Source organism: Flavobacterium covae, assembly GCF_001534645.1.
Lineage (GTDB): Bacteria > Bacteroidota > Bacteroidia > Flavobacteriales > Flavobacteriaceae > Flavobacterium > Flavobacterium covae.
Map to the genome: position 1 here is coordinate 1334425 of NZ_CP013992.1, position 21190 is coordinate 1355614.

The 21190-nt window shown below is 30.8% G+C and carries 18 protein-coding genes and 6 tRNA genes; 2 read left to right on the forward strand and 22 right to left on the reverse strand.

What is annotated here, in order from left to right:
* Nucleotides 1-47 precede the first annotated feature (47 nt).
* From AWN65_RS05930 to AWN65_RS06005, 16 genes are all read right to left on the reverse strand, one after another.
* Nucleotides 48-1805, reverse strand: a complete 1758-nt coding sequence (locus tag AWN65_RS05930; RefSeq protein ID WP_081078399.1) for a leucine-rich repeat protein — start codon at nt 1803-1805, stop codon at nt 48-50.
* Between the two features lie 519 nt (nt 1806-2324).
* On the reverse strand, nt 2325-2585 hold the full coding sequence (locus AWN65_RS05935; protein WP_060382328.1) for a DUF6755 family protein: 261 nt from the start codon (nt 2583-2585) through the stop codon (nt 2325-2327).
* Between the two features lie 11 nt (nt 2586-2596).
* Nucleotides 2597-3106 carry a Rieske (2Fe-2S) protein gene (locus AWN65_RS05940; RefSeq protein ID WP_060382329.1) on the reverse strand — a complete coding sequence of 170 codons (510 nt, stop codon included), beginning with the start codon at nt 3104-3106 and terminating at the stop codon, nt 2597-2599.
* Nucleotides 3107-3116: 10 nt separating this feature from the next.
* Nucleotides 3117-3689 (reverse strand): 4Fe-4S dicluster domain-containing protein, encoded by a 573-nt coding sequence (locus AWN65_RS05945; RefSeq protein ID WP_060382330.1) that lies wholly within the window; start codon nt 3687-3689, stop codon nt 3117-3119.
* 13 nt (nt 3690-3702) lie between these two features.
* A complete protein-coding gene (locus AWN65_RS05950) occupies nt 3703-5919 on the reverse strand; it encodes a molybdopterin oxidoreductase family protein (protein ID WP_060382331.1) in 2217 nt (738 codons plus the stop codon).
* 12 nt (nt 5920-5931) lie between these two features.
* Nucleotides 5932-6984: a hypothetical protein gene (locus AWN65_RS05955; protein ID WP_060382332.1), complete on the reverse strand. Its 1053-nt coding sequence runs from the start codon at nt 6982-6984 to the stop codon at nt 5932-5934.
* A gap of 18 nt (nt 6985-7002) precedes the next feature.
* Complete coding sequence (locus tag AWN65_RS05960; RefSeq protein ID WP_060382333.1) at nt 7003-8595, reverse strand: magnesium transporter MgtE N-terminal domain-containing protein; 1593 nt, start codon at nt 8593-8595, stop codon at nt 7003-7005.
* A gap of 14 nt (nt 8596-8609) precedes the next feature.
* The gene (locus AWN65_RS05965; RefSeq protein ID WP_060382334.1) at nt 8610-10082 is read right to left on the reverse strand and encodes an MFS transporter; all 1473 of its coding nucleotides are present in this window, start codon (nt 10080-10082) and stop codon (nt 8610-8612) included.
* Nucleotides 10083-10167: 85 nt separating this feature from the next.
* A complete protein-coding gene (moaA, locus tag AWN65_RS05970) occupies nt 10168-11157 on the reverse strand; it encodes a GTP 3',8-cyclase MoaA (RefSeq protein ID WP_060382335.1) in 990 nt (329 codons plus the stop codon).
* Between the two features lie 3 nt (nt 11158-11160).
* On the reverse strand, nt 11161-12072 hold the full coding sequence (gene moaCB, locus AWN65_RS05975; protein WP_060382336.1) for a bifunctional molybdenum cofactor biosynthesis protein MoaC/MoaB: 912 nt from the start codon (nt 12070-12072) through the stop codon (nt 11161-11163).
* A 1-nt stretch (nt 12073) separates the two neighbouring features.
* Nucleotides 12074-12514 carry a molybdenum cofactor biosynthesis protein MoaE gene (locus AWN65_RS05980; protein ID WP_060382337.1) on the reverse strand — a complete coding sequence of 147 codons (441 nt, stop codon included), beginning with the start codon at nt 12512-12514 and terminating at the stop codon, nt 12074-12076.
* On the reverse strand, nt 12495-13580 hold the full coding sequence (locus AWN65_RS05985) for a ThiF family adenylyltransferase (RefSeq protein ID WP_060382338.1): 1086 nt from the start codon (nt 13578-13580) through the stop codon (nt 12495-12497). Before AWN65_RS05985 ends, AWN65_RS05980 begins: the two co-directional genes overlap by 20 nt.
* Nucleotides 13581-13590: 10 nt before the next feature.
* A complete protein-coding gene (locus tag AWN65_RS05990; protein ID WP_060382339.1) occupies nt 13591-13833 on the reverse strand; it encodes a MoaD/ThiS family protein in 243 nt (80 codons plus the stop codon).
* Nucleotides 13823-14407, reverse strand: a complete 585-nt coding sequence (locus AWN65_RS05995) for a molybdenum cofactor guanylyltransferase (RefSeq protein WP_060382340.1) — start codon at nt 14405-14407, stop codon at nt 13823-13825. The genes AWN65_RS05990 and AWN65_RS05995 overlap by 11 nt, the downstream gene beginning before the upstream one ends.
* Nucleotides 14408-15145 (reverse strand): sulfite exporter TauE/SafE family protein, encoded by a 738-nt coding sequence (locus AWN65_RS06000; protein WP_060382341.1) that lies wholly within the window; start codon nt 15143-15145, stop codon nt 14408-14410.
* 69 nt (nt 15146-15214) lie between these two features.
* Nucleotides 15215-16378 (reverse strand): molybdopterin molybdotransferase MoeA, encoded by a 1164-nt coding sequence (locus AWN65_RS06005; RefSeq protein ID WP_060382342.1) that lies wholly within the window; start codon nt 16376-16378, stop codon nt 15215-15217.
* Between the two features lie 239 nt (nt 16379-16617).
* Here AWN65_RS06005 and AWN65_RS06010 point away from each other — a divergent pair, with 239 nt between their 5' ends.
* Both AWN65_RS06010 and AWN65_RS06015 read left to right on the forward strand, forming a co-directional pair.
* Nucleotides 16618-19605: a M4 family metallopeptidase gene (locus AWN65_RS06010; protein WP_060382343.1), complete on the forward strand. Its 2988-nt coding sequence runs from the start codon at nt 16618-16620 to the stop codon at nt 19603-19605.
* 345 nt (nt 19606-19950) lie between these two features.
* Nucleotides 19951-20328, forward strand: a complete 378-nt coding sequence (locus AWN65_RS06015) for a transposase (RefSeq protein WP_060382344.1) — start codon at nt 19951-19953, stop codon at nt 20326-20328.
* A 200-nt stretch (nt 20329-20528) separates the two neighbouring features.
* On the opposite strand, the gene AWN65_RS06020 is transcribed toward AWN65_RS06015, so the two are convergent.
* The 6 genes from AWN65_RS06020 to AWN65_RS06045 all read right to left on the reverse strand — a co-directional run bounded on the left by AWN65_RS06020 (nt 20529) and on the right by AWN65_RS06045 (nt 21175).
* A tRNA-Val gene (locus AWN65_RS06020) sits at nt 20529-20603 on the reverse strand.
* 40 nt (nt 20604-20643) lie between these two features.
* A tRNA-Val gene (locus AWN65_RS06025) sits at nt 20644-20718 on the reverse strand.
* A 40-nt stretch (nt 20719-20758) separates the two neighbouring features.
* A tRNA-Val gene (locus AWN65_RS06030) sits at nt 20759-20833 on the reverse strand.
* Between the two features lie 39 nt (nt 20834-20872).
* A tRNA-Val gene (locus AWN65_RS06035) sits at nt 20873-20947 on the reverse strand.
* Between the two features lie 39 nt (nt 20948-20986).
* Nucleotides 20987-21061 (reverse strand) — tRNA-Val (locus tag AWN65_RS06040).
* A 39-nt stretch (nt 21062-21100) separates the two neighbouring features.
* Nucleotides 21101-21175: transfer RNA gene (locus AWN65_RS06045), tRNA-Val, on the reverse strand.
* Nucleotides 21176-21190 lie beyond the last annotated feature (15 nt).

Here is a 21190-nt window from a genome sequence, read left to right on the forward strand (position 1 = left end):
ACTTACACACTTTCTGGATAGTGTCAGTTTCTATAAATTATTTACAACTACTCTTTTACTATTTTTTTAAAAACTTTATAACCTGTTTTGTTTTCCCCAGAAAGTAGATAGATTCCTTTCGGTAGATCAGAGAGGTTCATAGTATTCATATTTTGTTCATTTTTAAGAACTAATTTGCCTTCTCCATTGTAAATTGTAATATTTTCTAAATCTTCTGAAAAATACAATACCTCTTTTACTGGATTAGGGTATAATGCAAAATTATTTTTTATATTTTCTGATATAGAAAGAGTTTGTTCTACAATATTAAAATCTTCCCAAACTGCAGCTGCTTGGTATCCAGCTACTCCCCCTTCAGGAATTTTTAGTTCTATATTATTCAAAGTAAGATTATTAAAAACATCGTTAGATATTACGAGTGGATTTGCCCAATTTACGGTAACAGTGGTTAAACCTAGGCAATTTTCAAAAGCTTTATTTCTAATGGAAGTAACAGAATTAGGAATGGTAACGTTTTTTAATCCTCTACAATCCTGAAATGCACTATTTCCAATAGAAGTAACGGAATTAGGAATAGTAAGAGTTGTCAAAGATCTACAATCCTGAAATGCACCATTTCTAATGGAAATAACGGAATCAGGAATGGTAATAGTTTTTAAACCTCTGCAGTTTTTAAAAGAATACCTTCCTATAAAAGAAAGTGAATTAGGGATAATAAGGGTGGTTAAAGCTGCACAATTTTCAAAAGCACTTTCACCTATAGAAGTAATAGAATTAGAAAGGGTAAGAGTGGTTAATCCTTCACAATTTAAAAACGCTTTATCATCAATAGAAGTAACAGAATCGGGAATTGTAAGAGATTTTAAATTAGTGCAATAATAAAAAGCTTTATTTCCTATAGAAGTAACCGAATTGGGAATAGTAACGGTAGTTAAACCAGCACAACCCGAAAAAACAGATTCCCCAATAGAAGTAATAGAACTAGGAATTGTAATAGTTGTTAAACTACGACAATTATCAAAAGCATTATTTCCGATGGAAGTAACGGAATTAGATAGGGTAACACTAGCTAAATTACGGCAACGCTCAAAAGCATTACTCCCGATAGAAGTAACGGAATTAGGAATAGTAACAGAAGTTAAACCTGTTTTATAAAAAACATTGTTTCCTATGGAAGTAACCGAATCAGGAATAGTAATAGAGGTTAAGTTAGAACAAAAATAAAAAGCTCTATCTTCAATAGAAGTAACAGAATTAGGAATGATAACAGTAGCTAAATTGGAGCAACCCGAAAAGAGACTACTTTTAATAGAGGTAACAGTATTAGGAATGGTAATAGTGGTTAAACCTAGACATCTAGCAAAAGCTAAATCTCCAATAGAGGCAACGGAATTAGGAAGATTAATAGCGGTTAATAGTTCACAACTAGAAAAAGCAGAGAATCCAATAGAAGTAACCGAATTAGGAATAGTGATAGCGGTTAAACCTTTACAATTTTTAAAAGCTTGGTCTCCGATAGAGGTAACGGTATTAGGAATGGTAACAGTAGTTAAATCTTTACAGTCTTGAAAAGCACCGTATCGAATAGAGGTGACTGTGTAGATGGCACCTGCATTATTTACAGTAGGAGAAATTGTAATGGCTCCTCTAATAGATGTATTAGATGCTCTTACACTTACATTCATATCTGATGTTACAGCATATATTAAATCTCCTACTGTAAATTCTTGCGGAAAAATACTCACTGTAAATAATAGGGCTACTATTATACTCAGTCTTTTAATTCTTTTTTTTATTTTCATCATAATATTTTTTGGCAAATTTAAAAATAACTTTTCTCTTTTCACCAATACTGTTTTATTTTATAGTATTATATAACTGATTTTTAATATCTTACCCTTTATCAAATATTTAATTTTAGGGTGTTTTTTTAAGTTTTTTTTATTTGTTATAATTATCTTTTTAAAAGAGATTTTGTATTATAAATTTATTACATATTAAATGGTATGGAATCTAAAAAGGGTTCCTTTTTTTATTTTAATATGAAAAAATTTATATTTATGCCAAACATTTATACATTTTTATGTATCTTTTATTTTTTTCATTTTATCATATACATAATTTATAATTTAGGTTAAATTAAAGTTTGTATATAATCTTTATATATTTATGTAAAAATTGTTAGAGAATGACAATAGTATTTTCTCTTTTTTTTAATAAAATTTTTAGAATTAAAGTATTAATTTATTTAAATATCTGTTCTAAAATTTTTTTTGTATATTTTCATCTTCTTTGTTCTTTTCTTATTCATCATAAAGTCTGACTCATAATTTGGGTTTAACTGTTTTTTTATTTCCTGATGGTAAAAAATATAATATGCTTAATCCTATACCAAATAAGATAGTCGAGGCAATAAAGGCAGGGATCAAAATTTCTTTATGATTATCTAGAGCGTTATTTAGTGCTGCGTATAGTAACCATATTTGAATTGTTATATTCAAAATCAAGATTAATATGATGGTAGAAAGTATGGCGTTTAACTTTCGGGTGTTGGCTATGTTTTGTCCTGTTCTAAAGGTACTCATAAACAAAAATATTAAGTTGTTTCAGATATTATGGCTTTTACATATAAACCTTCTTCTTTTTCTATTACTGTTAGTTGTGGTAAAGGTCTAGGTGGTGGCCCTGCTAGCACTTCTCCTGTTCTAGCATCAAAATATCCTTCATGACAAGGACAAATAATTTGTCCTGAACCTGGTTTATAATAAACGGCACAAGATAAATGGGTGCATTTTTGTTCATAAGCTCTAAAGGTTCCGTCTTCAAGGTGTATCAGGATATAAGGTATGTTACTTCCTTTTACTTGAAAAGCTTTTGTTCCGCCCATGGGAATATCTGTTTTTTTACATACAAATTGTTCTCCTTCTATTTCTTTTTTGGGAAATAAATAGGCTTTTGCTGTTACCAATCCGCTACCTATCATGAGTCCTCCTGAAACAAGGGTTAGAAATTTGGCAAAATCACGTCGACTAACTTGTGTAGCTTCTTGCTTATGAATAGGAAAATCTTTTTTCCAATTTTTACTAATATTCTTTTCTTTTGACATTGTTTAAGGTTTAATAGATAATTAATTCCGTACTTTCTTTTGGCATCATGATATTTACTTTCGTTAGTACTACTTCGTTTCCAAAGATAAATTTGTTTACGGGTGAGCTGTTAGGTCTTATTTTTTTAATTTCTTCTTTGGTTCCATAAAATAAGGCACCGCTAGGACATACGGTAGCACACATGGGTTTTTCTCCTATACTAGTTCGGTCATAGCACATAGTACATTTCATCATTAGATCATAAGATTCTATTTTTTTTGGAACACCAAAGGGACAGGCAATAACACAATTAGAACAGCCTATACATCGTTCTGTATTAGCAGTGTGTACGATACCAAATTCGTCTTTGGAAATTGCATCGGCTGGACATACATTTGCACAAACAGGGTCTTCGCAGTGCATACAAACTTGTACGGTGGTTTGTATGGTGGTTGCTCTTTCTACATAATTTACATGTATCATAGAGTCATGACCATTTGTTTCACATTCAGCACACGCCATTTCACAAGCTTTACAACCTATGCAGCGTTGCATATCTAAAAAGAATTCTTCATTTTTATTAAACGAGGTGTAGTTACTCATAATTTTTTATCTTTTATTTACTCGCATAAGCTTTTGTAACGGAAGGACTTGGTGCCATTTTTTTTAAAGGTTCTAGTTTGCACGCTGAAACTTTAAATTCAGGTATTTTTGATATAGGATCTAAAGCTCCTATTGTTAATAAATTAGCTGATTTTTCTCCTGGCCAATGATACGGTATAAATACGGTGTCTTTTCGTATTGTTTCTACAATATTAGCAGGAAATGTACCTTGACCACGACGGGTAGAAACTTTTACTAATTCTCCTTGTTGGATGTTATATTTTTGTGCTAATTCTGGGTGAATTTCCACTAGTGGTTCTGGGTATTGATCTACTAATTTACCAATTCTTCTGGTTTGTGTACCACTTAAATATTGTGATACTACCCTACCTGTTGTTAAGGTAACTGGGTATTCGTCATTTGTTACTTCACTTGGTAATTTGTATGGTGCTGGATTAAAATGTGCTTTACCATCGGGGGTTTTAAATTTTTTATCTTCCCAAAGTCTTGGTGTACCAGGGTGATCATTTGAAGGACAGGGCCAAAATATGCCCATATTGTCTTCAATTTTTTTATAACTAATACCATAATAATCAGCTGTTCCCCCTTTTGAGGCTATTCTTAGCTCATTAAATATAGCTTCGCTGTTTTGAAAAGAAAATTTTTCTTCAACACCTAGTCTTTTAGCTAATTCTAATAGTATTTCAGAATCTTTACGTGCATTACCTGGAGGTGTTACGGCTTGTCTAATTCTGATGACTCTTCCTTCTGCTGAAGTGGTTGTTCCGTCTTCTTCTTCTTGTAATGAACCTGCTAAAATAACATCCGCATGACGAGCTGTTTCGTTTAAAAAAAAATCTATACAGACATAAAATTCTAGTTTTTCTAGAGCTTGACGAACATAATTACTATTGGGTAAAGAAACTAATGGATTAAAACAAATAGAAAGTAATCCTTTTATTTCGCCACGATGAATAGCTTCAATAATTTCATAGGCTGATAATCCTTTACTTGGTAAATCGGCTTCATTTATTCCCCAAACTTCAGAAATATATTTTCTATGTTCAGGGTTTTCAATATCTCTATTTCCTGGTAGTTGATCGCATTTATGACCATGCTCACGTCCTCCTTGTCCATTTCCTTGTCCTGTAATGGTAGCATATCCACAATAAGGTTTACCTATTCTACCTGTAGCTAGAACGAGGTTTATACAGCCTAAAACGTTATCTACTCCTTTAGAATGGTGTTCAATCCCTCTAGCATGTAATAAGAAAGAAGTTTTAGCTTTTCCCCAAAGTTTAGCGGCTTCTTTTATTTTTTCTTTACTAATACCTGTTACCTCCTCCGCCCATTCTAACGTATAACTTTCTACTGCATCTATTGTATCTTGAAAACCAGAAGTATGATTATTAATAAAATCGTGATCGAGCATATCATGATCAACTAAATATTTTAGCATAGCACCATATAAAGCTGAATCAGTTCCTGGTAATATGTCTAGATGAATGTCGGCGGTACGAGCTAAAGGGATGATTCTAGGGTCAATTACTATTAATTTAGCTCCATTGTCTCGTGCTTTCCATATCCAATGGGTTAAGGTTGGAAAGGTTTCACTAACATTGGCTCCTGCTATGATTATGACTTCAGCCTGTTCTAAATCGGAATAATTATTAGAGGCTCTATCTAAACCAAAAGCTTTTTTGTTTCCTGCTCCTGCACTTACCATACATAAGCGACCATTATAGTCTAAGTTTTTTGTTTTAAGGGCTACACGGGCAAATTTACCGACTAAATAACTTTTTTCGTTTGTTAACGAAACACCTGATAACATAGCAAAAGCATCATTACCGTGTTTTTTTTGAATTCTTTGTATTTCAGATACGGTTTTGTTCATTGCTTCTTCCCAAGTAGTATTTGTAAAACCTTTTCCTTCTGCCCTAAGCATTGGATTGAGTAAGCGATCTGGATGGTTATTTTGTAGGTATCGTTGTACCCCTTTAGGGCAAAGTCTTCCTTCATTAAAAGGGAATTCCTTCCAAGGATCAAAGCCTACTATTTTATTATTTTTTACTAGAAGTTTTATCCCGCATTGCATACCGCAAAAGCAGCAATGTGTTTCTACTACGTCATCTGGTTCGTCTCTTCCTACATATCCTTCTTTAGGAGCATAGTTTAGATGGGGACCAAAATCTTCTATAATTTTTTCTATTGGTACGGGTAATTTTGCCATGTTTTTTGTTTTTTATCCAAATAAATTGCCTCCTTGTTGTCTTGCTTTAAGATGTGCTTGTGCTATTTTAGAGCGTTTTCCTTCAGGACTTAAATCTAAATGCGAGGTTCCATCTGGTTTAGAGAAGTCAAAACCTAACTTACGTGTTACTATTTTTAAATCGTTTATATGCAATTGGGTTGTAAATTCTTTTCCTGTGTGTGGACAAACGGCCATTCCTTGTTGTTTTTTTCCTTCAATTTTATAGATATGAGCTCCAATTTGAGCAGGTCTTTGAATGATATGGAAAAATTTTCCAAAGGGAATCCATATTAAAAATAAGATAACGGTTACTGCATGTAAAACAGCTAAAAAGTCAAAAGCAAAGCCTTTCATAAACTGGTATGAATAGGTTAATCCTAATCCTGTAGCCGAAATAGCTATTAAAAGAATAAGAGGTAATAAATCGCCTTCAAATGTTTGGGTAGCAATTAATCCAGGGTTTATTAAACGTCTTCTTAAATAGTATAGAGAACCTAATATAACGAACCAAGAGGACCAATTTAGTGCATGAAAGGTTAAAAAGGCAATAACAGAACCTAATTTGAAAGAAAATATTTTAAACCCGAAAAAATGAGCTTGGTATAAATCTATTGTGTCTGGTGCTAATGTAAAATGTATCCAACCAAAAGTTAACGGAATGGTAATCATAAATGCTGAAATACATCCTATAGCAATCATAAAATGAGCTAACCAACGATATTGTCCTCTGGGGTAAATAATTTTTTGTAGTATAATATTATTTGTAAATTCTTTAACAATAAATAATAAATGTTTGAATAGTTTTCCTGTGAATAGAAAGTACATTCCTCTTTTAAAATACATCCAAGTAGGAGGTCTTTGTAACCAAACTGAGGTGCGATACACAATTCCAAAAAAAGCAAATAGGGTTCCGAATAAATAAGTTATTAAGGCTGCATCAAAATTTTGTAAATTCCGCGAACCTAAATAAACTAATACAACCATGATTATACAAGATAGTATGGCTATAAGGAGTGCATTAAAATTTATTTTTTTTAATCTCATCTCTTTTATTTTATAGAATTAACTTGGTCTTTCGCAACCTTTTTTGTTATAGTAGTACCAGTTGATGAAGGTTGCTAATGAGGTAAATAGAATTACGCCTATGAAAAATTCATTAGCTGTTCCGTTGCTTGTAATATTATTTCCTATCAATTTTGAGAAGATAAAAGGACCAAATGCTGCAATAGCGGCTGTCCAACCGATAACACCTGCGGCTTGACGTTGATTATCTGAAAAAATAATGGGATACTGTCTAAAAGTCCCTGCATTTCCCATACCAGTAAAAAAGAACATCATTAGGATAACTCCAACAAACGTAGGAAATTGTTCTACGCTAGTGGGTGCTAAAAGACCTTGGGTTACTAACATCATACATCCTAATAAAATTCCTAGACCTGTTAGTGTTGTAAGGATTGCTCCTCCTACTTTATCTGCTACAAAACCAAATAACACACGTGTTGCTGAACCAATTAAGGGACCATAAAAGGCATAAACTAACGGATCTGGAGCATTAGGAAAATCACCATATAAAAATTTAATCATTAGCGGAAATGCAGCTGATAACCCTGCAAAGGTTCCAAAAGTCATTACATAGGTAATAGTACAAAACCAAGTATGTTTATTATTAAAAATATCCATTTGCTCCTTGATAGAGGCTTTCATAGGGATACTTTTTAAATAGAACCAACTTATAATTGATAGTAAAATCAATAATGGAATATACCAAAAGGCTGCTGACTGAATGTAAATTTCTGTATGTGTAACGGCCTTATTATTAGGTTGTAATTGATTAAGTATTTTTTCTGCCAATTTAGGATTTGCATTTGCAATAGCTTTTGCTCTTGCTTTTAATGGTAATGATTTAAATATTGTAACATTATCAGTTGATTTGACTGCTTTTTTAAGGGAATCTAATACTTTAGGTTTTACATTACTTAATAAGATTTCTTGTTTTTTAGATTCCATTTTTGCAAATATGGTTGTCTGTTGTTCAAGGGGTGTGTTTTTTACTATTTCTTTAGCTTCCTTAGTATTTATATTTGTAAATAAAGAGGGAGTACCATACAATCCTACGCTCAAAACTAAGGGGGTTACGAATTGGGCTAAGGATACACCAAAATTTCCTATACCTGCTTGAATGCCTAATGCTGTTCCTTTTAACCGTTTTGGAAAAAACATATTGGTACTTGGCATATAAGAAGAAAAATCACCTCCTCCAAAACCTGTTGTAAAAGCTAATACCATGAATACCCAAAAAGGGGTATTTGTATTCATAACGGCTAAACCAATACCTAATACAGGAATTAATTTGATAAATGTAGCGAAGGCCACTACATGTCTTGTTCCAAAAATAGGGAGTATAAAAGTATGTATAATACGTAAAATTCCTGCGGCTATACCTGGTATGGCTGCAAGCCAAAACAATTGATCTTTGTTAAAAGAAAATCCTAACCCTGGTAGCTTGACTACTATAACGCTCATCATAAACCATGAGGCAAAAGATAATATTAGTGATATTGTTGTTATGGTTAGCGTTTTCCAAGCTATTTTATTTCCTGTTTGTTCCCAAAATTTTATATCTTCGGGTTCCCATTGATTTAACCAAGTACTCATATTTTTTTATTTTATTAATGATCGTGTTCTATATCTCTTGAAAATTCGGGGGTTTTTATTCTTAATATTCTAATAATGGTATTGTGCATCCATATCAAGCAAATACTTGAAATGATAAAAATGAATATCCAAGAACTGGTCCATAATCCTGTGGTATTGAGTAGGTATCCAAAGATAATAGGTCCTAAGAATCCTCCTAATCCTCCTATGAGTCCTACCATACCTCCTACTAAGCCTACTTGATTAGGGAAGTATTCTGGAATATGTTTGTATACTGCGGCTTTTCCTATTCCCCAAGCAATACCTATTAGAATTACTAACACAAGATACATCCACATATTAGCACTGAACTTAATTTGTGTAATTCCTTTTGCTAATAATTCTTTTTTCTTTACTTGTTGGTTTTGTTGTACTATAATTTCTTGCCAAGAAGATTTTACAGGTAATAATATACTTTCTTTTAAATGGCTTTCATTTTTTAGATTTACTTTATGTTCTTTGTTGTTAACTTGTATAATATTATTATTAATTTTAACGATACCATTTGTAGTGGCTAAAACTCCTGGTCCATCGGTTAGAATTTCCATTTTAGGAAAGATGAGTAAAAAACTAATGACTACTGATGATCCTAAAACCCAATACATGATTTTCCTAGCACCAAATTTATCTGATAAATACCCTCCAAAAGCTCTGATTATGCCAGATGGTAAACTAAACATTGTAGTAAATAATCCTCCTGTTACTAGACTGGTATGATATACATTCATAAAATTGGGTAATAACCATTGTGAGTAGGCCACAAAACAACCAAAAACTAAAAAATAATAGATACCGAACCGCCAAACTCTTATATTTTTTAATGGTTGTAATTGTTCTAATAAAGTTTTAGAGTTTGTTTCAATTTTTTTGTTTTTAGCAAATATCAAAAAAGCAAAGCCTATAATTATTAATGTAATAGCATATAGAATAGGTAGCATTTTCCATCCGTTTTCTGTATCAATTTCAGAAAATTTGTTCAACAATGTTGGGGCTATAAAAGTAGTTATAGCGGCACCTGCATTACCCATTCCAAAAATGCCTAGTGCTCTTCCTTGCCATTCTTTTGGATACCAAACTGAGGTGTATCCTATTCCTACTGAAAAACTGGTACCTACTAAACCAAATAAAAAGCTTAGTAGTGCAAATGCCCAAAATGTAGTAGCAGTAGTTAAGGCAAATAATGGAAAGGCGCATACAAATAAAAGGGTTGAAAAAACAATTTTTCCTCCATATTTGTCTGTTAAAATACCAATAGGTAGTCTAAAAATTGATCCTGATAAAATAGGAATACCTAATAACCAACCTACTTGAACTATACTCCAATCAAAAATATTTTTGTCAACAAGGTAAGTAACTAATACACCATTTAGTGTCCAACAAGCAAAGCATATCATGAAGGCTAGTGTATTTAAAAACAAAATTTTGTGCGATTCTCTTAAATGGCTCATAATATCTCTAATTTAATATAAAGATAAAAATGTCCTATTTGAGTTTGTATGACTTTTATCAGTTCTATTAAAATTTGATTTTTGGTTATCCTCCAATAGTAATCATACTTCGATTTAAATTAAAATTTAATGAATCTGTAAAAGATTCGTTTGTATCAAAGCCAGCTCTTGTTTTTTCTTTTAATAATATATTGTTTTTTAATAAGGGGATTATAGAGTGTCCTGCTCTTAAGGTATCTAACAAGGAGGTTTCTAATTTTGAAAATAAACAGTTTTTTAATTTCCCATCAGCTGTTAATCGTATTCTATTACAATGATCACAAAAAGGATTAGTAACTGTACTTATTATTGCAAAACTTCCTTTAAAATTGGCTATTTTGTAATTTTTGGCGGTGTCATTGGGTTTGTCCTCTTTCTTTATAACATTAGTTGGTGTATAATAGGTATTAATTTCTTCTAAAATTTCATTATAACTTACTAATTTATCTTTATTCCATTTATTTCCGTCAAAAGGCATAAATTCAATAAAGCGAATTTCTATTTTAGTATTTTTTGTGAGATGAATAAAATCTAAAATTTCATTATCATTGAATCCTTTTATCAGGACAACATTTAGTTTAACATGAAAATCATTTTCTATTAACAAATGAATGTTTTTGAGAACTTTTTCAAACTGATCTCTACGTGTTATAAATGAAAATTTATCTTGTTTAAGACTGTCTAAACTTATATTAACAGATTGTATGCTTGCTTTTTTAAAAGTTTCAATATATTGATCTACTAAAATACCATTAGTTGTAATTGCTAATTCAATATTTAATTTTGAAAGTTGTTCTATAATTTTTTTAGCATCTTTTCTTAGTAGAGGTTCTCCTCCTGTTAATCTTATTTTTTTTATTCCTAAATCAACAAAAGTCTGAGCTATTTGAACAATTTCATCTGCTGTCATTATATGATTTTTAGGTGTGAGTTTAATTCCTTCAGCTGGCATACAATAAGTGCATCGTAGGTTACAATGTTCAGTAATTGAGATACGTAAATAATTATGAAATCGACCAAAATTGTCCGTAAGCATGTTTTATTGATTATGATTAAAACCTTTAATAATTTTAAAAAGATGTAATACTGAAGGAAACACAGCTTCTATAGACTCTGCTGCTCCGTTAGTAGATCCGGGTAGTGCCATAATAAGCATATTGCCTTTAAAACCTACGACACTTCTTGATAACATTGCATAAGGCGTACGCTGTTGTCCATAATTTCTAATGGTTTCTTCAATACCTGGAATTCGTTTGTCTAGTAATGGTATTAGGGCTTCTGGGGTAATATCACGAGGTGATAATCCTGTACCTCCTGTTATAATAACTAAATCAAATTGATTGGTAAATAAGTTCATTACTTCTGATTGAATATCTAAAATTTCGTCTGGAATTATTTTATAAAAAGAAGATTCTAAACCTAATTTTTCAATTTTTTTAATGATCGTTTTTCCTGCCGAGTCTATTTTTTTTCCAGCTGAAATACTATCAGAACAAACAATAATTCCAATTTTTAGTTGATTTTCAATGGTTTTAACATCTGATTTACCTCCTTTTTTCTCTATTAGTTTTATACTATGTATTTCTACTGATTTATCAATGGGTTTTAGCATGTCGTACATGGTTAGTGCAACGATGGAAGCTCCGTGCATGGCTTCTACTTCTACTCCTGTTTTATAAATTGTTTTGACTGTAACTGTTATTTCTATATTTAAATCTTGAATATGATGTGATACTGAGGTAAATTCTATAGGTAATGGATGACAATCAGGTATAGCATTTGATGTGTTTTTTACGGCAAATAAGCCTGCTATTTTAGAAGCTTCAAAAACATCACCTTTAGGAACATTTTTTTTTATAATAGCTTCTAGGGTATTGGGGTTGCCTACTTTTACAATAGCTTGTGCTACTGCTGTACGCAATGAATTACTTTTTTGTGTGATGTCTACCATATTATTTATTTTTTTTCCATATATAGGTGTGATCTTCTAAAATTTCTTTTCCAAAAATGGGTACTTCGTGTTTTATTGCTTCAACTATGTATTCTAAGGCTTCATAAGTTGCTTTTCTTCTAGGTGCTGAAACAAATACAAACAAACATATTTCACCTGCTTTTACTCTTCCTAGACTATGGTAGATGTGCATACATGTAATATTAAATTGCTGAAAAGTGCTTTCTCTAATTTCATTTATTTTTTGAATTGCCATTTCTTCATAAGCAGAATAATCTATTGCTATTACATGTTTATCATGCATTATATCTGCTCGTACTTGTCCTAAAAATATTTGATGAGCTCCTATATTGGTTTTAGCTTGATGTTTTGTTATGGAAGTGGTTATAAAATCGGACTGAATAGCTCCTTGAATAAAAAGTTTATTTTTTGTTATATCCATTTTCTAATAAATTAAGAATTGAATTGATCCCGTTTTTTAATTGCTCTATATTTTTAAACCCTTTTTCTTTGAGTTTATCTTTTGCCAGAGAACTTCTTATTCCACTTTGACAAATAAATATTATTTTTTCATTTTTATCCCATTTATGACATTTTTCGTATAACTGATTGAGAGAAATTGATTCTATATTTTGAAAAGGTAGTTTTGGTTGTTCTAGTAGGTCTCTTAAATCAATAATTTTGTATTGGTTTGTTTGACATTTTTCAAGAAACTCAACACCATTAATATCTGAGAATAATTCTTTATTAGCTTCTTTTAATTTTAATCCTTTTTCATAACCCAATCTTATTTGATTTTCATTTCTTGAAAATTGAATTTCAGTAGTACTTTGTAATAATAAATCATATAAAAGTATTTTTCCTGAAAGTATTTTTCCTATTTGAAGGATTATTTTAACTACTTCTGCTGCTTGTAAAGTACCTAAAATATTAGGCAAAACGCCCAAAACGCCAGCTGATGTGCAGTTCGGTATAAAATTATTTTCTTGTTCGGGAAATAAACATCTATAACTAGGACCATCATCATAATTAAATACAGTTAATTGTCCTTGAAATTTATAAATAGATGCGTATACGAAAGGCTTTTTTGTAATCAAACTTATATCATTAATTAAATAACGAGCTTTTATTTCATCTGTACAATCAACAATTACATCATATTGTTGAATTAGTTCATACGCATTTGTTTCATTTAAAAACACGGGATAGGTATGAATCTTTGTTAAAGGATTGTGCTTTTTTAGTGTTTTTTTAGCAACCTCTGATTTACTTTGTCCACAATCTTTTGAAGTATATAAAATTTGTCTATGTAAATTAGTTTCTTCAACGATATCACCATCTATGATCCCTAATGTTCCTATTCCCATTGCCGCCAAATTTTGTAATACGGAACATCCTAATCCGCCTGCTCCTACAACAAGAACTTTTGCTGATTGTAACTTTTCTTGACCTGTTATGCCTACTTGGTCTAAGATTATTTGACGATTGTAACGTTTTAAAATATTCATTTTTTAAATTTTATCCTCCTGCAAAAGGAGGAAGTAATGCAATTTCATCTTCCTTATTTATTTTATAATTTGAATCCTGAATTTTCTTATTAATTGCTATTTTAAAGGGAGTTTTTTCTAATTTTTCATATTTGAATGACAAAAGTTCAATGATTTCAGCACAAATAATTTCATTTTTATCTATTTCAATAATCTCTTCTTCTAGACCTATAAGGTCTATCAATTGACCAAAATATTTAATTTTAATTTGCATTCTTATTAAATTGGTTTACAATCATTTCGTATTCTTCTTTTGTATTAATATTTTGTACTTGATATTTAAATTTTTTAGAAATAGGAATTTTGTATGTTTTAACTTCTTTTAACACTTCCCTTAATTTTAATTTATTATTAATCGTAGCCTCTCTAAATAGTTCTTTTAAACTAGTATTATAAACACCTATAAGAGGAATTTCAGTTTGTTCATTTATAAAAACAGTAATATCTGTATTTTGAATAATATGATTTCTAATAAGTATTTTTATTAAATCTGTAGTAATTAGAGGAGCATCTACACTTATAATAATTGTATAAGATGTTTGAGAATAATGTAAGGCAGTATAAATTCCTCCTACTGGTCCTTTTTCTTTTATAATATCTTTAACTATATTACAACCTATTTTTTTATATTTTAAATTATTTGTGATAACCTTAATATTTTTGCAAATAGGATTTAAAGCATTTTTTATACATATTACAAAAGGAAGATTATTTAATAATAAAAATCCTTTATCAGTACCCATTCGACTACTTCTACCACCTGCTAATATATATCCATCTATTTCCATTTAGACTATCATTAATTTAGCGGAAGCTATAACTAATACAAAAGACAAAATGTATTTTAATGTCATACTATTAAATTTAGCACTCCCATAAAAAGCCCCTAATGTACCTCCTATAAATACAACTAAAATTACAGACGTTAGATGTGAAGGGAACGAACCTTTATTAGCTAAAAAACCTAAAAAACCTGATATAGAATTAACAAATATAAACAAAGCTGAAACCGCTGCTGTTTCTTTTATATTTCCCCAACCTAATAATAAAATCAAAGGGGTTAAAATAATACCTCCTCCTATTCCTAAAATACCAGATATAAAACCTATTACTGCACCTATAAAAAGAGCCTTTTTAAATGGAACAACTTTTATATTTTCATCCTTATTTTTCTCAAATTTTACCAATATTCTTATCGCAACAAACAGTAAAATAATACCTAAGATTACTTTATATAAATGGGTCTCTATCTTAAAAAAACCTCCCATAAAAGAAAACGGAATTGAGGTAATAGCAAAAGGGTAAAATAAATTCCAGCGAAATTGATTTAATTTATAAAAAAATAAAAAAGCAATTGAAGATACTAATATGTTTAGCACTAACGCTGAGGGTTTCATTATTTCGGGTGAAAACGAAAACAAACTCATCAATGCTAAATAACCACTTGCTCCTCCGTGTCCTACACTTGCATATAAAAATCCAATAAGTCCTATAAGGAATAAAAATAAATTTGATTCAATATCCATCTTAACTAAATTACGAGCATAGAGTATTACTCGTTACCCTAATTAAGACAAATTTATCTTTTTCATATTTTAATTTATATGATAAATATCAACTATAGAGTTTGATTTAATCTTATATTCTCCAGCTTCTATTTTTACAAGTATATTAGCTAATGCAAAAGTATTAAGCATATTAGAATTTTGATGACTAAGTATGGTTACCTTTTCACCATCATAATAAGCCTTTAAAAACTGAGTTCTTGAATTTTTAACTACATAATCATGCGCAAGAGTTGCTTTCATAAATGTATTAGGGACTTGTCCTTGCATTTTTTTTATAATAGGCAATACATATATATAATAACAACTAAGCGAAGCCGCTGGATTTCCAGGTAAAGCATATACGATCTTGGAATCCTTTAAACCTACATATAACGGTTTTCCTGGTTTTTGATTTACTTTATAAAAAAGGGTTTCTACGTTTAATTCTTGTAACGCATCGTACACAAAATCATAATCTCCTACAGATATTCCTCCTGATATAAGTATAATATCATGGTACAACATAGCTTTTTGGATACTATTTGTAGTAAATTCTTGATCATCTTGTACTTTGTAAACATTAATTTCCTCTGTATAATTAGTTAGGGCTGATTGTAACATAATACCATTACTCTCATAGATTTTTCCGAAAGTTAACTCTATACCTGGATCAATTAATTCGTTTCCTGTTATAACAATTCCTATCGAAGGTTTTTTATATACGGATACATGGGTAATTCCTAAACAAGATAAAAAACCAATAGCTGGCGGAGTAATTTGAATTCCTCTTTTTAGAGCTAAATTTCCCGATTGTATTTGTTCACCAATAGGTCTTATATTTTCATTATATTTAGGTAATTCTAATAAAATTAATTTTTGATTTTTAATCTTACATTTTTCAATAGGAATGACAGCTACTGTACCTCTTGGGATAGCTGCTCCTGTAAAAATTTTTATTGCTTGAAATTCTCTAATTTCAGACTGAATACTATCTCCTGCTTTAATTTTTCCAATTATTTGAAACTCTAAAGAATCAAGATTTGCTATAGCAAAACCATCCATTGCAGATTGTTCAAAAGGAGGCATATTTATAGGAGAAATAACATCTGAAGCAAGTACATAACCATTAGAATCCTTTAATAAAATTTCTTTTGTAAAAAGTTCTACTTCTATTTCTTGTATTTTTTTTAAAGCTTCTTCAACAGATAGCATATTTTTCAGTTTATATAAAGGTTTGTATTTAAATGACTAAAGAATAAGATTTAATCATATATGTAAAAATAATAAATGTCTTTATTTAAATGAAATTGATTAAGAGTTATTTTAATAAGTATTTCTTATCCTAAAAAAATATCAACCAAAAAAAACAATATGTTAAAAATCAAAAAAATAAACTATATTTATTTAAGAAAATAACTTAATATTGTAGCTTCATCATAAAACAAATAGATATGAAAAAAAATTATGTTTTATTGTTTTCTATATTATCTATGACTTCAAATATGAAAGCACAAGAAAATGCAAAATTTGAATCAAAAAAAGAATATCAGAAAACGTTACGTATGGACAAAGGTTCCTCTCATGAAAAAGCATTAAATGCCATAGAGAAATCATACGGACTGGATAAAAATAACCAATATAAAGTTAGCTCAGTAACTTCTGATATTAAAGGTTTTACACATCAAAAACATCAACAATATTATAAAGGATTAAAAGTAGAATTCGGTACTGTCATTACCCATGAAAAAAATGGTTTGGTTGAATTAGTAAATGCAGAACTATATAATGCAAAATCAGTAGATTTAACTCCTAAACTTTCAGCTCAAAGATGTTTTCAATATGCTTTAGATTACGCAAATGCAGAAAAATATTTATGGGAAAATTTAGAACAATCCAAAATTTTTGAATATGAAAAACCTAAAGGAGAATTAGTCCTTTTTCCTGATACCAATTCTGGAAAAGTATATCTAGCATACAAATATGACATATATTCTATAAAACCTATTTCTAGAAAAGAATATTATATTAATGCTAACACAGGAGCTCTTTTATATACAAATCCTTTGATAAAACACTTCCATAAAAATTTAGTTTCAAAAGATCAAATAAAAAAAACAGGTAAACAAATAGAAAATATTATTTTTCCTACTGCATTAGCTTCTGGAAATGCAGCTACCCGTTATAGTGGTAATAGAACTATAGAAACCACTTTTGATACGAATCTAAACAAATATATTTTATCCGATGCAACAAGAGGAAAAGGTATTGTTACCTATAATTGCGCTAATGGTAATTATACTAATTCTCATTTTATGGATAATGACAATAACTGGACAGCTGCTGAATTTCACAATGCAGCTAAAGATGATGCAGGATTAGATGCACATTGGGGAGCTCTAAAAACGTATGATTTTTGGAAAAATATTTTTAATAGAGATAGTTTTGATAATAGAGGAAGTCTCATAAAAAGTTATGTTAATCTTGATCTAACCCTGGTTGATCCTACAAATAGCTCTAGTGATAATGCCTTTTGGGATGGTCAATTTATGAGCTATGGCAAAGGAACTACTCTTGATGCTTTAACAGCTGTTGATATTTGCGGTCATGAAATAGGGCATGCTATATGTACTTATACAGCCGATTTAGCATATAAAAATCAATCAGGGGCAATGAATGAAGGATTTTCAGATATTTGGGGAGCATGTATTGAACAATATGCTAAAAATGGTAATCTGAATGCAGCCGCTGATACTGCCAGTCCTGGTACATTAAATGTTTGGAAAATAGGAGAAGATATAGGAAACTCTTTACGATCTATGAGTTACCCTAATACAAAAAGAGATCCTGATACTTTTTTAGGATTATATTATGTAGATACGCAAGATGATACTGGAGTTACTCCTGAATGTACTGCTCCAAATGATACAAATGATCAATGTGGTGTACACACTAATAGCGGTGTCTTAAATCATTGGTTTTACATACTAACGGCTGGTAAATCAGGCACTAACAATGCTAGTTTAGCAAACGGAGGACAAGACGTATATAATGTTCAAGGAATAGGTATGGCAAAAGCAGCACAAATAGCCTATTATGCTGAAAGAGATTATTTAACCCCTAACTCAACTTTTATGGATTGTAGAAATGCAACCATAGCAGTAGCAAATTCTTTATATTGCTCATCCAGTCCTGAAGTACAATCCGTTACTAATGCTTGGTATGCTGTAAATGTTGGAAACGCATATAATGCTGTTGCTAATGATATTGTCTTAAAATCTCTACAAGGAGGTAATTTAAATGTAAATTGTGGTGCACCCTATAGCCCTACAATTACTTTTGAAAATGGTGGATCTAATGTTATTAATGCTGCTACTATTACCTACAATATAGACGGTGGAGCCAATTCTACTCTAAATTGGAATGGAAACTTAGCTCAATGCGAACAAGTAACTCAAGCCTTAAATGTAAATAATTTAAGCAGAGGTTATCATATACTAAATGCTACCGTTAGTATAGTAAATGATGACTTAATGACTAATAATAACAAATCCATGGTAATATTAGTAAATGATTCTAGTAACATAGGCACATTAAATACATTCAATACACCTAATGATGTTCTAGTTTCAGTAGACCAGGGAAATAAAAATAATACTGTTTGGGAAAGAGGTTTTGTAAATAAAACAAATTTATCAGCTGCAGCTACTGGTAATTCACCAGGGTATGCTACAAAATTAGTAGGAAACTATCCTGACAAAACAACCTCTTATTTAGTTTCTCAATGTTATAATTTATCTAATTTAACTAATGCCAGAGTAAGTTTTGATATGGCATTTGATCTTGAAAGCAACTGGGATATCATTTATTTTGAATATTCAACTAATAATGGTGCAACTTGGACTCCTCTTGGTAATGTAACCAACACTTGGTATAATAGCTCTAGAATACCTAATGGTATTGATTGCTTCAATTGTATTGGAAAACAATGGACTGGTAATTATAATATTGCTCCTTCAGGAGGTAATGGTAATAATGGTAATAAGAGAAATTATACCCATAGTTTAGCAGAAGTAGGACCTGCATCAAATGCTATTTTCAGATTTACTTTTATATCAGACGATTCTTCTAATCAAGAAGGAGTATTCATTGATAATTTTGTTATACAAGGAACTTTAGGAAATGAAATAAATAATTTTGAAAAATTTGAAATTTTCCCTAATCCTTCTAACGGAAAATTTAATATTACCTTATCTACAGATCAAGAAGTAACTATTCAACTTTTTGATTTAGGAGGTAGAAATATGTTTGAAAGAAAATATGAAGCAAAAGGATCAGAATTTAATAGTGAAATAGATCTATCTAATATCTCTTCTGGTGTTTACATTTTAAATATAGAAAGTAAAAATAAAAAAGAATCAAGAAGAATTATTATAAATTAATTTTAAAAAATCTATAAAGAAGGTATCCAAAAAATAGACAATCTTATCATTTAGCTTTGTTTGATCAATTCTTTCTAATTTACCAAGAAAGTTAAAAATAAACAGATAAAATAAATCAAATAATACAATATATTATTAGGTTTCCCTATTATCTAAACAAAAACTAAGTGCTGGTTATCTACTTATGGAAACCTTCTTTTTTTATTCTATCTCAAGTATAAAATATTTTCTTACAACAATATAAAACCTTAATGAGGCTGTCCAAAAAGTAATAAACCCATAGATGACGGTATTGAGATTTGTGAGCAAAATTATAAGGCTAAGTTCTGGGAAAAATAAAGAAGAATGGTAGTTGTACGTCAAAAATTAAAAGAAAGACCCAATGCGCCAGGTAAAATATTAAGTCTTTTTCCTGAGGATCAAATTCACAAAAACTACAGATACACAGCCTATTTTACAAATCTAGAATTTGCTCCATCAGAAATCTGGAAATTCTATCATCGTAAAGACGATGCTGAAAATAGAATAAAAGAATTGAAATATGACTTTAGCTTTGACAGATTTAATTTGAAAGATTTTTTCCTAACCGAAGCAGCTCTTATTTTTACTATGATAGCTTATAATTTAATGTTTCTTTTCAGAACATTTGTTTTACAAGAAAAAACTCAGAAAACACTAACAACATTGCGATATAAAACCTTTGCCATAGCGACATATTTTTAAAAACAAATTTATCATTTTGTTTTTAAAATTGCACTTAACAAAAAAAGAAGAGCTTGGTTCAGTGGTCTTTGGAATTATAACATCACCTATCCTTTTGAAATCTCTAATGCGTAATTTGGGTTTATATACTTAATTTAATTTGATCACATTGATTTGATCCAAAAAGGCAAAAAAAAAGCACCCTATAAAGGATGCTAATGTGGGCGATAAGGGATTCGAACCCCTGACCCCCTCGGTGTAAACGAGGTGCTCTGAACCAGCTGAGCTAATCGCCCGATAAATCTTTTAAACGTATGAAACTTTAAGTTTCTTTTGTGGGCGATAAGGGATTCGAACCCCTGACCCCCTCGGTGTAAACGAGGTGCTCTGAACCAGCTGAGCTAATCGCCCGATAAATTTTTTGAACGTATGAAACTTTAAGTTTCTTCTGTGGGCGATAAGGGATTCGAACCCCTGACCCCCTCGGTGTAAACGAGGTGCTCTGAACCAGCTGAGCTAATCGCCCGATAAATTTTTGAACGTATGAAACTTTAAGTTTCTTCTGTGGGCGATAAGGGATTCGAACCCCTGACCCCCTCGGTGTAAACGAGGTGCTCTGAACCAGCTGAGCTAATCGCCCGATAAATTTTTGAACGTATGAAACTTTAAGTTTCTTCTGTGGGCGATAAGGGATTCGAACCCCTGACCCCCTCGGTGTAAACGAGGTGCTCTGAACCAGCTGAGCTAATCGCCCGATAAATTTTTGAACGTATGAAACTTTAAGTTTCTTCTGTGGGCGATAAGGGATTCGAACCCCTGACCCCCTCGGTGTAAACGAGGTGCTCTGAACCAGCTGAGCTAATCGCCCGATAACATCTAGAAG

Bases quoted from the DNA above. Each gene is read 5' to 3' on its own strand.
- AWN65_RS05935 (WP_060382328.1), bottom strand. From the start codon at position 2,585: ATGAGTACCTTTAGAACAGGACAAAACATAGCCAACACCCGAAAGTTA.
- AWN65_RS06015 (WP_060382344.1), top strand. From the start codon at position 19,951: ATGGTAGTTGTACGTCAAAAATTAAAAGAAAGACCCAATGCGCCAGGT.
- moaA (WP_060382335.1), bottom strand. From the start codon at position 11,157: ATGCTTACGGACAATTTTGGTCGATTTCATAATTATTTACGTATCTCA.
- AWN65_RS05955 (WP_060382332.1), bottom strand. From the start codon at position 6,984: ATGAGATTAAAAAAAATAAATTTTAATGCACTCCTTATAGCCATACTA.
- moaCB (WP_060382336.1), bottom strand. From the start codon at position 12,072: ATGGTAGACATCACACAAAAAAGTAATTCATTGCGTACAGCAGTAGCA.
- AWN65_RS05980 (WP_060382337.1), bottom strand. From the start codon at position 12,514: ATGGATATAACAAAAAATAAACTTTTTATTCAAGGAGCTATTCAGTCC.
- AWN65_RS05990 (WP_060382339.1), bottom strand. From the start codon at position 13,833: ATGCAAATTAAAATTAAATATTTTGGTCAATTGATAGACCTTATAGGT.
- AWN65_RS05950 (WP_060382331.1), bottom strand. From the start codon at position 5,919: ATGGCAAAATTACCCGTACCAATAGAAAAAATTATAGAAGATTTTGGT.
- AWN65_RS06000 (WP_060382341.1), bottom strand. From the start codon at position 15,145: ATGGATATTGAATCAAATTTATTTTTATTCCTTATAGGACTTATTGGA.
- AWN65_RS05995 (WP_060382340.1), bottom strand. From the start codon at position 14,407: ATGGAAATAGATGGATATATATTAGCAGGTGGTAGAAGTAGTCGAATG.
- AWN65_RS05965 (WP_060382334.1), bottom strand. From the start codon at position 10,082: ATGAGCCATTTAAGAGAATCGCACAAAATTTTGTTTTTAAATACACTA.
- AWN65_RS05960 (WP_060382333.1), bottom strand. From the start codon at position 8,595: ATGAGTACTTGGTTAAATCAATGGGAACCCGAAGATATAAAATTTTGG.
- AWN65_RS05930 (WP_081078399.1), bottom strand. From the start codon at position 1,805: ATGATGAAAATAAAAAAAAGAATTAAAAGACTGAGTATAATAGTAGCC.
- AWN65_RS05940 (WP_060382329.1), bottom strand. From the start codon at position 3,106: ATGTCAAAAGAAAAGAATATTAGTAAAAATTGGAAAAAAGATTTTCCT.
- AWN65_RS05985 (WP_060382338.1), bottom strand. From the start codon at position 13,580: ATGAATATTTTAAAACGTTACAATCGTCAAATAATCTTAGACCAAGTA.
- AWN65_RS06005 (WP_060382342.1), bottom strand. From the start codon at position 16,378: ATGCTATCTGTTGAAGAAGCTTTAAAAAAAATACAAGAAATAGAAGTA.
- AWN65_RS05945 (WP_060382330.1), bottom strand. From the start codon at position 3,689: ATGAGTAACTACACCTCGTTTAATAAAAATGAAGAATTCTTTTTAGAT.
- AWN65_RS06010 (WP_060382343.1), top strand. From the start codon at position 16,618: ATGAAAAAAAATTATGTTTTATTGTTTTCTATATTATCTATGACTTCA.